This window comes from Brevibacillus antibioticus, from assembly GCF_005217615.1.
GTDB lineage: Bacteria > Bacillota > Bacilli > Brevibacillales > Brevibacillaceae > Brevibacillus > Brevibacillus antibioticus.
Genome location: NZ_SZNK01000001.1, coordinates 4,700,001 through 4,713,013 on the forward strand (window position 1 = coordinate 4,700,001; position 13,013 = coordinate 4,713,013).

13 protein-coding genes and 6 tRNA genes are annotated in these 13,013 nt (G+C 48.4%); 4 read left to right on the top strand and 15 right to left on the bottom strand.

Annotation, left to right across the window (positions count from 1 at the left end; all coding sequences use genetic code 11):
- Window positions 1–25 precede the first annotated feature (25 nt).
- The 6 genes from E8L90_RS22670 to E8L90_RS22695 all read right to left on the bottom strand — a co-directional run bounded on the left by E8L90_RS22670 (window position 26) and on the right by E8L90_RS22695 (window position 671).
- Window positions 26–101, bottom strand: a tRNA-Lys gene (locus tag E8L90_RS22670).
- Window positions 102–141: 40 nt separating this feature from the next.
- Window positions 142–218, bottom strand: a tRNA-Asp gene (locus tag E8L90_RS22675).
- A gap of 5 nt (window positions 219–223) precedes the next feature.
- A tRNA-Met gene (locus E8L90_RS22680) sits at window positions 224–300 on the bottom strand.
- A 78-nt stretch (window positions 301–378) separates the two neighbouring features.
- Window positions 379–454: transfer RNA gene (locus tag E8L90_RS22685), tRNA-Val, on the bottom strand.
- A gap of 33 nt (window positions 455–487) precedes the next feature.
- Window positions 488–561: transfer RNA gene (locus E8L90_RS22690), tRNA-Glu, on the bottom strand.
- A gap of 17 nt (window positions 562–578) precedes the next feature.
- A tRNA-Ser gene (locus E8L90_RS22695) sits at window positions 579–671 on the bottom strand.
- 747 nt (window positions 672–1,418) lie between these two features.
- Between E8L90_RS22695 and E8L90_RS22700 the strand changes: the two genes are divergently transcribed.
- Window positions 1,419–1,850 carry a GNAT family N-acetyltransferase gene (locus tag E8L90_RS22700; protein WP_137031461.1) on the top strand — a complete coding sequence of 144 codons (432 nt, stop codon included), beginning with the start codon at window positions 1,419–1,421 and terminating at the stop codon, window positions 1,848–1,850.
- Here E8L90_RS22700 and E8L90_RS22705 read toward each other — a convergent pair.
- From E8L90_RS22705 to E8L90_RS22735, 7 genes are all read right to left on the bottom strand, one after another.
- Entirely contained in the window at window positions 1,845–2,612 is a 768-nt protein-coding gene (locus E8L90_RS22705) for a type III pantothenate kinase (protein WP_137031462.1), read from the bottom strand. The genes E8L90_RS22700 and E8L90_RS22705 overlap by 6 nt on opposite strands.
- Before the next feature lie 12 nt (window positions 2,613–2,624).
- Window positions 2,625–3,473 carry a carboxylating nicotinate-nucleotide diphosphorylase gene (gene nadC / locus E8L90_RS22710; RefSeq protein ID WP_137031463.1) on the bottom strand — a complete coding sequence of 283 codons (849 nt, stop codon included), beginning with the start codon at window positions 3,471–3,473 and terminating at the stop codon, window positions 2,625–2,627.
- Complete coding sequence (gene nadB, locus E8L90_RS22715) at window positions 3,460–5,082, bottom strand: L-aspartate oxidase (RefSeq protein ID WP_137031464.1); 1,623 nt, start codon at window positions 5,080–5,082, stop codon at window positions 3,460–3,462. Before nadB ends, nadC begins: the two co-directional genes overlap by 14 nt.
- Window positions 5,083–5,197: 115 nt before the next feature.
- On the bottom strand, window positions 5,198–5,623 hold the full coding sequence (locus E8L90_RS22720; protein WP_137031465.1) for a Fur family transcriptional regulator: 426 nt from the start codon (window positions 5,621–5,623) through the stop codon (window positions 5,198–5,200).
- Window positions 5,624–5,662: 39 nt separating this feature from the next.
- A complete protein-coding gene (locus tag E8L90_RS22725; protein WP_137031466.1) occupies window positions 5,663–6,502 on the bottom strand; it encodes a metal ABC transporter permease in 840 nt (279 codons plus the stop codon).
- A 40-nt stretch (window positions 6,503–6,542) separates the two neighbouring features.
- Entirely contained in the window at window positions 6,543–7,313 is a 771-nt protein-coding gene (locus E8L90_RS22730) for a metal ABC transporter ATP-binding protein (protein ID WP_137031467.1), read from the bottom strand.
- A gap of 132 nt (window positions 7,314–7,445) precedes the next feature.
- A complete protein-coding gene (locus tag E8L90_RS22735) occupies window positions 7,446–8,405 on the bottom strand; it encodes a metal ABC transporter substrate-binding protein (RefSeq protein WP_137031468.1) in 960 nt (319 codons plus the stop codon).
- Window positions 8,406–8,597: 192 nt separating this feature from the next.
- Between E8L90_RS22735 and E8L90_RS22740 the strand changes: the two genes are divergently transcribed.
- The 3 genes from E8L90_RS22740 (at window position 8,598) to E8L90_RS22750 (ending at window position 10,824) form a co-directional block, all read left to right on the top strand.
- Window positions 8,598–9,089 carry a PCYCGC domain-containing protein gene (locus E8L90_RS22740; RefSeq protein WP_137031469.1) on the top strand — a complete coding sequence of 164 codons (492 nt, stop codon included), beginning with the start codon at window positions 8,598–8,600 and terminating at the stop codon, window positions 9,087–9,089.
- A 110-nt stretch (window positions 9,090–9,199) separates the two neighbouring features.
- Window positions 9,200–9,535 (top strand): PadR family transcriptional regulator, encoded by a 336-nt coding sequence (locus tag E8L90_RS22745; RefSeq protein ID WP_137031470.1) that lies wholly within the window; start codon window positions 9,200–9,202, stop codon window positions 9,533–9,535.
- A complete protein-coding gene (locus tag E8L90_RS22750) occupies window positions 9,532–10,824 on the top strand; it encodes an FtsW/RodA/SpoVE family cell cycle protein (RefSeq protein ID WP_137031471.1) in 1,293 nt (430 codons plus the stop codon). Before E8L90_RS22745 ends, E8L90_RS22750 begins: the two co-directional genes overlap by 4 nt.
- Window positions 10,825–10,884: 60 nt before the next feature.
- On the opposite strand, the gene nadA is transcribed toward E8L90_RS22750, so the two are convergent.
- On the bottom strand, window positions 10,885–11,829 hold the full coding sequence (gene nadA, locus E8L90_RS22755; RefSeq protein WP_137031472.1) for a quinolinate synthase NadA: 945 nt from the start codon (window positions 11,827–11,829) through the stop codon (window positions 10,885–10,887).
- Between the two features lie 137 nt (window positions 11,830–11,966).
- A complete protein-coding gene (locus tag E8L90_RS22760; RefSeq protein WP_137031473.1) occupies window positions 11,967–12,836 on the bottom strand; it encodes an HAD family hydrolase in 870 nt (289 codons plus the stop codon).
- Window positions 12,837–13,013 lie beyond the last annotated feature (177 nt).

A 13,013-nucleotide genomic window follows, 5' to 3' on the forward strand; every position in this document is an offset into this window, starting at 1 on the left:
AATTCAATCTCTCGTTTTTAAAAACTGGTGAGCCATGAAGGACTCGAACCTTCGACCCTCTGATTAAAAGTCAGATGCTCTACCAACTGAGCTAATGGCTCTCGCTATATTTGTCGCTATTTCAAACCATTAAGGTTGAAATGGCGGAGCTGACGGGACTCGAACCCGCGACCTCCGGTGTGACAGACCGGCGTGAACTCCAACTTCACCACAGCTCCATATTTGGTTGCGGGAGCAGGATTTGAACCTGCGACCTTCGGGTTATGAGCCCGACGAGCTACCGAGCTGCTCCATCCCGCGATAGTCAGGACGACTGAGTGTCAGTGTTGCCACAGGGCGTGGCGCTTTCAGCTGACCTTCCTTGTCCATTAATATAAGTGGTGGAGGCTGACGGGATCGAACCGCCGACCCTCTGCTTGTAAGGCAGATGCTCTCCCAGCTGAGCTAAGCCTCCAGGACCTCTGCGATTGCAGGGCGTTTTGCTAGGTGACCCGTAGGGGATTCGAACCCCTGTATGACAGCGTGAAAGGCTGCTGTGTTAAACCGCTTCACCAACGGGCCATTTCATAAGAAGGTGATGGCGGATGGAGTGGGATTTGAACCCACGAGACGGTTCGACACCGCCTACACGATTTCCAATCGTGCTCCTTCGGCCGCTCGGACATCCATCCGTATATTTGAAGTGGATCAAAGTGATCCGCTTGTTTGCCTTTCAGAATTCATATGTTAGCATGCATTCATCTGAAACGCAAGAACTTTTTTAAAAGAAATTTAAAAAGTTCAATGTGACATAACTTTTCTGCTAGGCACAATAGCCATTGTAGCGCGTGGAGCATGTACTGTCAACGAAAATCTCAATTTTTTCTTCGTCTTCACCCACAGATGTGAATTACGTATATATCATTACCTGTCAGTCGCAATGTTACTCGCTGAAGGTCACCCTTTTTGTCGAGCCAGCTCGTAACTACACTAACAAGAGTTCTCACCATTAGGAATGCCGAAATGGTATAATTTAACTTAAGACAAGACTGGCGGTGGAAGACCACGGCACAGCTTCCTGTAAAGGGGGTGATGCTGATGGTCTCGCTCGGCACGCTTTACCTTTTCCTAAAAGTACTGGCAACCTTGCTAAGCCTCTGGTTTAGCAGCAGGAAGCTCTACCGATGGATTAGAAAGTGGCGTAACAAGCGAAAACCCACCGCCTAAGGTTGACCGCCTGACGGTGGGTTCGCTGTTTTTGTAATCATGCGCGCCGTGGGTGTGCCACAGCTACTTGTCTCAGGAGCCTTGCCGCTGCAACGGTATTGGCTCCTTTATTTATATGTCGGATCATCAATATCTCTACCAGTAGTTTAACACCCTTTTTCCATTCCATACAACATAGGAAACGATTTACAAGTAGAAAGGATTTGAAATGGATGACCTCTATCCGTCTCGCTACTTCTCAAGACATTCCTGCTGTCTGTACGATTGATGCAAGGGTGCTCGGTTCAACCAGTCGTTCATCTGAACTTCAAGAGGCCATCGAGCAAGGGCATTGCTACGTGGCGTTAATCGACATGAATATCGTCGGTTTTGCCATCATCAATCAGTCATTTTTTAAGAACAGCTTTATTCATCTAATCATTGTTCACCCTCACTATCAGAAACGGGGCGTTGGCGAGGAGATGATGCGGTATCTGGAAACGATCTCCCCCACGGAGAAATTGTTCACTTCTACTAACCTTTCCAACGAAAGAATGCAACGCCTCTGTCTAAAGCTCGGATACGCTCACTGCGGAACCCTGACTCACCTAGATCCAGATGATCCTGAAATGTTTTTTTGCAAATACGTTCGTTATCCACTATGATTGATTCCGCTCATAGATCAAACGAAGTCCTTTTAGCGTAAGATTCTGATCCACGACATGGATACAAGAGGTCTCATTCGCAAAAAGTGCTGCCAGCCCTCCCGTAGCAACTACGGTAGGTCGCGTACCGTATTCATCCATGATTCTGCGTACAATACCTTCCACCTGACCGACGAACCCATAGAAAATGCCGGACTGCATCGCCGCTATCGTATTACGACCAACTACACTTGCAGGCTTGGCGATTTCAATTCGTGGCAGCTTGGCAGCACGAGTGAAGAGCGCCTCTGTCGATATCCCGATACCGGGGGCAATCGCCCCGCCCCAATACTGCGCCCGCTCGTCCACATAGCAAAAGGTCGTCGCCGTACCAAAATCGACAACAATGAGCGGCGCACCATAATGATGAATCGCAGCAACAGCGTTCACGATTCGATCGGAACCTACTTCTCGCGGATACTCATACTTGATGTTCAGTCCCGTCTTGATACCTGGTCCGATAATCAGTGCTTTTTGTTGCATGTACTTCCCACACATGCGCTCAATCGTGAGGTTTAAAGGCGGCACGACAGACGAGAGAATGACACCTCTCACCTGTTCAAATCCAAGCCCCACGCTACCAAACAAGTTTTTGACGAGCATGCCGTACTCGTCCTCCGTTTTGTTACGATCTGTGGACACTCTCCAATGGTGTTGGAGCTCGTCGCCTTCATACAAGCCCAACACAATATTGGAGTTGCCAATATCGATCACCAATAACATCGTGGTCGCTCCTTACCGCTTTCGTGTATTCAGATCAAGGCTGATATCAAACGCTTTGACAGAATGAGTCAGCGCCCCGACCGAAATAATATCTACGCCTGTTTTTGCAATGTCACCAATCGTCTCCAGACTCACACCGCCAGATGCCTCGACTATGGCTCGTCCATCGATAAACTGCACGGCTTCCACCATTTGATCGAGGGACATATTGTCGAGCATGATCGTATCTGCACCTGCTGCCAATGCTTCCTGAGCTTGTTCGAACGATTCGGCCTCTACCTCTACTGTCATCGTATGAGGAATAACCGCGCGTGCCGCTGCAACAGCCTGCGCGATACCGCCCGCTCCCTTGATATGATTGTCCTTGATCATCACAGCATCATACAAGGCAAAACGGTGATTGTAGCCTCCCCCGACTCGAACTGCGTACTTTTCCAAAGCTCTAAGGCCTGGCGTAGTCTTTCTCGTATCGACAACCCGTGCCTTCGTCCCTGCGACGGCTGTTGCGTATTCACTCGTTTTCGTGGCAATCCCAGACAGACGTTGCATTAAGTTAAGTGCAAGCCGCTCCCCGTTCAAAATCGAACGAACCGAGCCGCTGACTTCGGCGATCTGTTGACCAACCTCCACTCGTGCACCTTCTTCTACTTTTGCCTCAAAAACGAGGGTAGAATCAACCGTGGCAAATACTTGCTCCGCAATCGGCAAACCTGCCACGATCCCCGCTTCCTTCGCATATAAAATACCGACACCCTGCTCCGATTCAGGAATCGTGCTCATTGTCGTCACATCACCAAATCCCACGTCTTCCTGTAGCCATTCCTCTATTTTTCGCTGAAGCTCCCGTTTATTCCACATCATGCTTCTCACACTCCTCTTGGACACCATCTGCTACGGACTGGATCAAATGCTTCCGCCACACCAGGTCGTCTTTATTCGGAAAATCAGTACGATAATGCCCACCTCTGCTTTCTTCCCGCAAAAGTGCCGCTCTCGTTGTCAGGACGGCAGCATTCAGCAGATTGAAGAATTCAAACGTTTCCGGACTCTCAGGCTCGTACTGGTAGTATTGCTCCATTCGCGCAAGCTCTGCTAATGCTTTCGTTAATCCCTTATCGTCGCGCTTCACACTAACATGCCGCAGCATGAGCTTTTGCATTTTCAATCGTTGTTCACGTGTATTGAACGTTTGGGGCAGTTTTTGCTTGGAAACAACCTCGAAGGGATGAATGCTCGGCAAATCAGCCAACCGCTTGATCCGCTCCGCGATCCGGTGACCGAATACAACCGCTTCCGATAACGAGTTGCTGGCCAGTCGATTCGCTCCATGTACCCCGGTGCAGGATGCTTCCCCGCATGCAAAAAGCCGCTTCGTCGAGGTCTCTCCGTTCAAATCAGTCTGGACTCCACCCATAATATAATGGCAGGCAGGAGCTACTGGAATCCAATCTGTCACCATATTGAGCCCGTATTGTAAGCAAAAATTATAAATCGTCGGAAAACGACGCTTAATAAGCTCCTCTGATTCGTGGGTAATGTCGAGATACACGAACGTAGACTTCGTCTGTTCCATCTCAGAGACAATCGCTCTGGCGACAATATCACGCGGCGCCAGCTCTTTTTGCGGATGGTACTTGTCCATGAAGCGATCACCATTGCTGTTACGCAAAATGGCACCCTCCCCACGAACCGCTTCTGAAATCAAAAAGCGCGGGGCTCCCGGATAGTAAAGCGCAGTCGGATGGAACTGGATAAATTCCACATCTTTAATGCGAGCGCCCGCCCGATACGCGATGCCGATCCCATCTGCCGTAGCGATTTGCGGATTCGTTGTGTAACGGTAAAGCTGACCTGCTCCTCCTGTAGCCAGCACCGTTGCTTTAGCTTCCAGGAAAAACAGTTCGCCGTCCGGCTTCCGCACGAGGACACCCACGCATTCGCCATCCTGCGTGATGACATCCACTGCAAAATAATATTCCAAAACCTGAATGTTTGGTTGCTCCATCACACGCTTGGACAAAGCGCGGACGATCTCTGCCCCAGTGGCATCTCCGTTCGCATGCAAAATACGCCGCTTGCTATGCGCGCCTTCCTGTGTCAGCTCGTACTGCCCTTGTTCATCGCGGTCAAATTCCGTTCCATATGCAATCAGTTCATGCAAGCGATCAGGGCCTTCATGCACCAGGACCTCCACAGCGTTATACGAGCAAAGACCTGCTCCAGCGATTAACGTATCCTGTCGATGAAGGGCAGGAGAATCTGATTGGGCGGTTACAGCTGCGATTCCTCCCTGAGCCCAGCGTGTGTTACTATCATCGAGTCCCTTCTTGCTGATCAACACCACATCCGCAAACTCACTCGTTTGCAACGCCGTATACAACCCAGCAATTCCTGCTCCAATAACAGCTACATCTGCCCTCATCCGAGGTAAGGTGTGCAAATCAAAGTCCACAATATAACGGGGAATCATGACTGTGTCCCTTCTCTCTTGTAACTGATGATTTTCCACCCATTATAGCAAATACAAGCTTGAAGGAGATGCAAAAAAAGAGCATCCGCAAAAGCGAACACTCCCCTCTATCTGATTAATTCGAATGCATCACACATTCCTTACACGTGCCATATACCTCGAACTTATGCCCCGTCACCTGAAACTCATCCGGTACTGCGGAAATGATATTCATCGGACATCCTGGCAAAGATGAAGTCTTTCCACATTCCGTACAAATCACATGGTGGTGATGGTGCCCATCTGTCGAACAGGCTAAGCGGAATCTGCCTTCCCCGTCCAGCTCCGTCTCTTCCAGAATCCCCAGCTCAACAAAAGTGGAAATGTTGCGATAGACGGTATCGAAGCTGAGTGTTGGATACTGCTCCTTGATTCTTTCCATAATATCTTTGGCAGACAGGTATCGCTTCTCGGCCGCGCAGATTCGAATCATCTCCTCCCGCTTGCCGGTATACTTGAAACCATGTTCTTTCAATATTTGCAGCGCTTCTTCTACTTTCATCGACAAACACTCCTTCCTTTTGTCATATCCGGAAAACTCTTATCGGAAAGCGACCCGCAGCTTTTTTACACCCAATACAACCAGCATAACCAGTACTGCCATCAGTACAATTGTACCACCAGATGCCCAATCAAGGAGATAGGCAAAATACAAACCGCTCAGCACGGAAAACTCCGCAAACACAATCGACAAGAAAATCGTTTGACGAAAGCTTTTTGCGATTTGCAGACTAGCCGCTACCGGAAGCGTAATCAGCGCCGAGATTAACAGGACACCGACTATACGCATGGAAGCCGCAATCGTCAGAGCGACGAGCACCATAAACCACAGGTTGATTGAACGCCTTGCCACGCCAGAGACGCGAGCGAATTCTTCGTCAAAGGAGACTGCGAAAAGCTCCTTGTAAATCAACAAAACTGTTCCTAAAACAACAACTGCCACACCAATCAACGCATACAGATCTTCGATGGACACCGTCACGATTTTTCCGAACAAGTACGAATACAAATCGGCATTAAAACCGTCTGCGATACTGATCAATACCGTAAACAGCCCAAGTCCCGCCGACAAAATAATCGGAATCGCCAAATCCTGGTACGCTTTGTACACCTTACGCAATCGCTCGATGAACAACGAACCCATCACCGCAAACAGCATCCCGAAAAACAGCGGATTGACTGCGGAGAAGAAGGCGACCTTTTTGGAAATGAGCATCCCGGCAGCTACACCGGACAGCGTGACGTGTGACAAGCCATCTGCCATCATCGACAAGCGACGAACAATGAGAAACGTACCCAAAATCGGGCAGATCAGACCAATTAAAAGCCCTGAAAACAGGGTATACCGCAAAAAGTCATACTGCCACCAATCAGCAAGCATGTGCACATTCCTTCTTTCTTACCTATTTCTATTTACAAGCTTAATGATGATGAGACAGCAGCCTGACCGAATCACCGTACATACTTTGCAAGATTTTTTCTTGGTTATGCTCAAAATCGTGCGCTGTTCCGTGGAAGTGAATTTTCTTCTGCACACAAGCCACCTTGGTCACCCATTGTGACATAACTCCCACATCGTGGCTGACGATCATCATCGTCAATCCGTTCTCTTCCTTCAGCGAACGAAGCAAACTATAAAACTGATCGATCGATTCCTGATCGACCCCGACTGTTGGCTCATCGAGGATCAACAGCTCCGGTTCAGCTACGAGAGCTCGCGCTATGAATACGCGCTGCAATTGCCCACCGGACAAGTTGCCGATGCGTTGATCCAGCTTTTCCAGCAAGCCGACTCGCTCCACCGCACCCCGAACACTCTCATGATGCTGTTTCGTTAGTCTGCGAAAAAGACCCACTTTGCCGACCAATCCAGATGACACAACTTCTCGCACCGTAGCTGGAAATCCACCCGCTCCATGCGCGACCTGTTGCGCGACGTATCCAATGCGATTCCATTCACGAAACTTGGATAGTGGTTGTCCAAACAGCTCCACCGTCCCTTTGTTTGGCGTCAACAGACCCAAAATCAGCTTCATTAGCGTAGATTTCCCTGATCCATTCGGCCCGACGATTCCCACAAAGTCTCCGCGCTCCAGTGTGAATTCGACCTCATCGAGAACCTGTTTGTCTTCATATTGAAAGGAGACGCCTGTGAGCTTAATGACGGGCACCTCTTGTTTATGTGGTTCCATGAAATATCCATCCCTTAAATCGGATTTGTTCTTATTTGATTCCCTTCATCGTACTACGATTTTGCCCGAACCACAAGCATCCTACTAACGAAAAAATGCCGCCTGGCAAGCGACATCTTTTCGAGGGAAAGTTTATTGAAGTGCAGTCTTTAATGTATTCATATTGTCGCGCATGATAGACAAGTAATCACGACCCGCCGCTACATCGTCTTCTGTCAAACCTTCCAACGGATTGAGCGTAGCCGTCTTCACGCCAGCTTCCTTCGCAATCACTTCCGCTACCTTCGGAGAAACCAATGTCTCGAACAGCACATAAGAAATGTTGTGTTCTTTTACATGCTCCACCAAGCTCTTCAACTCTGTTGTGGATGGCTCATCAGAAGGATTGACCCCAGAGATCGCTACTTGCTCCAGCCCGTATCGTTTTGCCATATAGCTGAATGCGCTATGAGAAACCATGAATTCTTTCTTCGGCGCTTGCGTAACCATATCTTTGAACTCTTTATCCAGCTGTTCCAGATCTGTTGCTAATTGTGTGTAGTTCTTCTCGTAATCCGTAGCATGCGCTTGATCCTTTTGCACGAGCGTATTTTTTACCTTCTCCGCCTGTGCCTTCAGTTGCATCGGATCGAGCCATACATGAGGGTCCAGATCCCCGTGGTCATGCCCTGCTTCTTCTGAGTGTTCTTCTCCCTCATGCTCAGATGCACGAATCAGCTCGAGACCTTCCGTCGCATTAATAATCGTTGTCTTGTTTTTGTCGAGGTTGGTTACAGCCTTCTCTACCCACAGCTCCAAGCCGCTACCGTTATAGGCGAAGATATCTGCTCCAGACAGCGCGACCATGTCTTTTGCGGTTGGCTCGAAGTCGTGGGGCTCTACTCCAGCGGGAACCAGATTCGTTACCTCCACATGGTCACCGCCGATCCGCTTCGCTACATATTCCAAGGGATAAATCGTCGTGTATACTTTTGGTTTCCCGGACGCGTCGCTGCCAGTTTGCGGAGGCCCAGCCGTTTCGTTCGCTGCTCCACATCCCACTAACCCCACTGCCGTAATGAAACTTAGGGCTGCCAACATGACTCTTTTCATCTATATTTCCTCCTGCTCCAATTCAAAATGATTCCGATTTACGTTCTCGTCGTTTTTCATTATACGGAGAGGCGCCCAAAAAGTAAATAGGATTTATTCCGATTTAAAAATCATACGTTTGCATCTTCTCTCCCAGCTTCACAATTTCCCCATCTCATTATGATAAAATATTTGGCAGGAGGTATGTCCAAGATGAAGCGTAAATCATGGTTAGCCATTACTTTTATCACCGCAGCACTGCTTACTGGCTGTGGCTCTACTGATCAAGCTGAACAGAATCATAGCGATCACACGCAGCACGCCCCCAATGGAGATTTGCAGGAATTGACTGCTTCCGCTGATCAGCTACCGAAATTTTTAGACAACCAAGACCCTGTCATTATCGAATCCTACAAAGTTGCCGCAGCAAACCGTGAGCTGCTCAAATCCATTCCATGCTATTGTGGTTGTGGTGAAAGTGCTGGACACGGACATAATGGCAACTGCTTTATCAAAGAAGAAAAGTCTGATGGCTCCATTGTCTGGGATGACCACGGCACTCGCTGCGGCGTATGCATGGAAATCGCTGTTATTTCCGGCAAGCTGAGTGCAGAAGGCAAATCTACAAAAGAAATTCGTAACTACATAGACCAAACCTATGGGCAAGGCTACGGAAAACCAACTCCTACCCCGATGCCTTCCTAAAACATATAACAAGACTTCCCGACGAGGAAGTCTTTCTTTTTTCCCTTTTATGGAATAGAATGATGCATAGATATTCGAGGTATCGAAATCCGAGGTATAAGGAGGTCGCTATGGCAGTCAATAAGGAATTGATGAAAGGCAGTACGGTCATTCTCATTCTTACCTTGCTGGAACAAAAGGAAATGTACGGCTATGAGATGATCAAGACGATGGAAACTAGCTCGAACGGTGTGCTGTCTCTCAAGGAAGGCACCCTCTATCCCATTCTTCATACCCTTGAGTCTGAAGGAAAGGTCGAGGCGTTTTGGAGCGAAGGGGAAGGAGAGCGAAAACGCAAATACTATCAAATCACCCGCGAAGGCAAGAAGCATCTCAAAGAGAAAAAACAGGAGTGGGAGTCTTTTCGTACCGCTGTTGACTCCGTGTTGGGAGGGCAGGCTACATGAACGAAAACAAGCGAACTGCCTATTACATAAAAAAAGTCTGCGATCAGATCAAAAACAAAGAGGTTCATCCAGCCATTACGCTAGAGTTGGAGAATCATTTCGCCGAAAAGATCGAGGATTATCGTGAGGCTGGATATAAGGAAGATGAAGCGACTCGGATTGCGATTGCGGAGATGGGTGATCCTGTCGATGTAGGACGTCACCTCCATCAGGCGCATAAACCGCGGATGGAGTGGGGAATTGTTTCGATTGTGGGAATCCTACTCGCTATCGGGCTGGTTACCCTGTATTCTCTTCATATTGCGGAAGATAATCGTAATTTGATCGGGCGACAACTGGTCGGAATCATAATCGGAACAGTCGTCCTCGTGGCGATTCTCTTTTGGGATTACAGTAAATTAAAGAGATATAGTAAGATTCTGTATTTCGGCACGATGATCTTACTCCTTTATACACTGCTCGCAGGGAGACCTATAGCCGGTATCCAGTATCTGAATATCGGAGATTCTCCACTCCATTTTATTGGAATTAGCCCCTTCCTGTTCATCGTAGCCCTCGCAGGAATTTTCACAGAGTGGAAGGAGCACAAACGCTACACCATCGTAAAACTGATTTCGTACTTCCTGCCCCCTTGCCTGCTTCTCACGTTGGGCGAATACGAATTTGCCGTTTTCCTATATGTCGGTGGCTACATCGCGCTCGTGATTGCCGCTAAGCCTAAAAAGCTTGTTAAACTGAGCCTCCTCTCTATGGTTTTCGCGTGTGTAGGAGGAACGGTTTACCTGTTCGCTAAACCTTATCAGCTAGATCGTCTTTTTTACATCCTGAATACGTATCTCGAACCGGATGGAAGAGACTATATCACCACTCAATCCTTGAACGCCATCCAGTCAGCTACCTTATGGGGTCAAGGCTTCGGTGCCTCTCTAGATGCATTGCCCGCCCTTGAGTCTGACTATATTTTTGCCTACATGGTGTATATCTTTGGACCAATTGTAGGGATAGCCTTTTTCATTCTGGGCGTTATGCTGCTGCTTCGTTTGCTCCATGCCATCAGAAAAGTAAAAGATGTATACGGGTCCTTGCTGTTATCCGGTATGATTGTACTCTTTTTCACGCCGTTTTTCTGGAGTATTTTCATGACTGTCGGTCTGGTTCCACCTATCACTGTGAATCTACCATTCGTTGGCTTTGGAATCGTGCATACCGTATTGCAAATGGCCTTGATAGGACTCGTCTTGAACATTTACCGACGAAAAGACATCCAGCCTTTGACCAAAGCCTCCTAATAGAAAAAGGGAGTAAAGCCCCTACGCTCTACTCCCTTTTTGCATTTTATCAAACGGCCCTTAAGCAGGCGCTACCGCAAGCATGCGTTCCAACGAAGCACGTGCCGCATCAGCAACATCTGTTGGCACAAAAATCTCCGGCTTCATATTCTCCAGCGCCTCAACGCACTTTTTCAGGTTGTTCACCTTCATATTCGGGCAAACGAGGTACTTGGAAGCGAAAATGAACGTTTTGTCCGGGCTGTCCTTTTCCAGCATGTAACGTGTGCCGTCTTCCGTTCCGATAATAAACTCTTTGCGCGAAGACTCACGGCAATATTTCAAAATTCCGGTCGTGGAACCAACGTAGTCAGCTAGAGATACCACTTCTGGGCGACACTCCGGATGAACGACAACTACAGCCTCAGGGTGTTGCTGCTTCAACGTCATGATGTCTTCTACAGACAGTTGGTCATGCGTATTGCAGTACCCTTCCCAAATAATCATTTTCTTGTCCGTGAATTGGGATACATAGTGGCCGAGGTTTTTGTCCGGCACCCAAATGATCTCATCGCTGTCGATCGACTCGATCACGCGCTTCGCGTTGGACGACGTACAGCAGATATAGGTTTCGGCTTTAACATCCGCAGAAGTATTGATGTAAGCCACTACCTTTGCATCTGGATGCTGTGCTTTGAGCTTGCGTAGTCCGTCTACGTTCACCATGTCCGCCATCGGACAGCCAGCCCGTTCATCGGGAATAATGACGGTCTTCTGGGGATTGAGAATTTTTGCACTTTCTCCCATAAAATGAACCCCACAGAACAAAATCACATCGGCATCCGTTTCTTTTGCTTTCTGTGCCAATCCAAAGGAATCGCCAATGAAGTCAGCGACCTCCTGAATCTCGGGACGTTGATAAAAGTGAGCAAGAATGATGGCATTACGCTCTTTCTTCAGCTGCAGCAGTCGTTCACGTAACTCAGCGTTGCGCTGGGCTTTTTTTTCTAACGCTAAAGCGTCCATGGAAAAAATCCCCCTACGGTGGTGTCATAATTTACGGTCATTGTAAGCGTATAACCTCCCCTTGTCAACGTGGTACATTTTGAACAAAAAAAGCAGAAACCGGCCTGTACAGACGCAGCTTCTGCTTTTTCATTCTCTTACTCGCCTTTTTCTCCGAGGACGCGCTCCCGAATAAAGCGGGCTACGCCTTCCTCATTATGGTGTGGGGCGATATATTTGGCTACCTGCTTGATCTCGTCAGAAGCGTTTTCCATTGCGACGGAATATCCTGCGCCTGTTAACGCCTCACGATCGTTTTCGGCATCGCCAAATGCCATCACTTTCTCCGGGGAGATTCCCCATTTCTCACAGAAGTATTGAAGCCCTTCCCATTTGGAAACCCCTTGAGGAATTACTTCGACATTCTGCTTGCCGGATGAAGTGATAGTCACTTGCTCGCTCCAAGGCTTTAGCTGCTCTTTCACCCACTCCAGACGATCCGGGTCTTGATGCCAGACGAAGAACTTGACGATTTCTACTTCCCCGGACTCTACTTTTTCCAGTACTTCTGCCAAAGGCTCTACGCGTGCGAGTCTGTAATAAGGAAAACTCAAAATCGAGAATCCTTCTACAGATGCGTCCTCACTCATGGTCGCTTCCAAACATTCACGGTCTTCTTTGATCATCCAGCGATTGCTATTCGTATCATGAAGCTCATAATAAATCGTTTCTTGCCTCAGTGCATGGATCGCACCGATTACCATCTCAGTGGGAAGGAGCCATTGACGGACCAGCGTGCCATCCCCCTCGAAAACAGTGCCGCCATTGCTACAGACATAGCCGTCAAAAGGAAAGGAATCAATCGGAATTTGAGCGGAGCCATACATCCTGCCCGTAGACAAAACGAGTTTGCAGCCTTGCTGTTGTAATTGGCGAAGTGCTTCTTTCGTTCCTTCTGTCAGCTTTGAATCGTGAGTCAGTAAGGTTCCATCCATATCAAATGCAGCCATGCCCGGTGTAAGCAACATATCCAATCCCTCTCATTCGCTTTGGATTTGCCTTTGAGTCAACATAGTGGAGGAGAAGAAAAAGCGCAGTTCTCTTCGACTCTGACACGCCAGCAGGGGGATTCACTGGCCGTCTCCACTTAAAAAAGGGGACCGTCGAGCCAAAGCCACCCTACGGGCGGAAGTTTCTCAAGGAAG

Bases quoted from the DNA above. Each gene is read 5' to 3' on its own strand.
- E8L90_RS22740 (WP_137031469.1), top strand. From the start codon at position 8,598: ATGAAGCGTAAATCATGGTTAGCCATTACTTTTATCACCGCAGCACTG.
- E8L90_RS22730 (WP_137031467.1), bottom strand. From the start codon at position 7,313: ATGGAACCACATAAACAAGAGGTGCCCGTCATTAAGCTCACAGGCGTC.
- E8L90_RS22705 (WP_137031462.1), bottom strand. From the start codon at position 2,612: ATGTTATTGGTGATCGATATTGGCAACTCCAATATTGTGTTGGGCTTG.
- E8L90_RS22760 (WP_137031473.1), bottom strand. From the start codon at position 12,836: ATGTTGCTTACACCGGGCATGGCTGCATTTGATATGGATGGAACCTTA.
- E8L90_RS22720 (WP_137031465.1), bottom strand. From the start codon at position 5,623: ATGAAAGTAGAAGAAGCGCTGCAAATATTGAAAGAACATGGTTTCAAG.
- E8L90_RS22700 (WP_137031461.1), top strand. From the start codon at position 1,419: ATGACCTCTATCCGTCTCGCTACTTCTCAAGACATTCCTGCTGTCTGT.
- E8L90_RS22725 (WP_137031466.1), bottom strand. From the start codon at position 6,502: ATGCTTGCTGATTGGTGGCAGTATGACTTTTTGCGGTATACCCTGTTT.
- nadA (WP_137031472.1), bottom strand. From the start codon at position 11,829: ATGGACGCTTTAGCGTTAGAAAAAAAAGCCCAGCGCAACGCTGAGTTA.
- E8L90_RS22750 (WP_137031471.1), top strand. From the start codon at position 9,532: ATGAACGAAAACAAGCGAACTGCCTATTACATAAAAAAAGTCTGCGAT.
- nadB (WP_137031464.1), bottom strand. From the start codon at position 5,082: ATGATTCCCCGTTATATTGTGGACTTTGATTTGCACACCTTACCTCGG.
- nadC (WP_137031463.1), bottom strand. From the start codon at position 3,473: ATGATGTGGAATAAACGGGAGCTTCAGCGAAAAATAGAGGAATGGCTA.
- E8L90_RS22735 (WP_137031468.1), bottom strand. From the start codon at position 8,405: ATGAAAAGAGTCATGTTGGCAGCCCTAAGTTTCATTACGGCAGTGGGG.
- E8L90_RS22745 (WP_137031470.1), top strand. From the start codon at position 9,200: ATGGCAGTCAATAAGGAATTGATGAAAGGCAGTACGGTCATTCTCATT.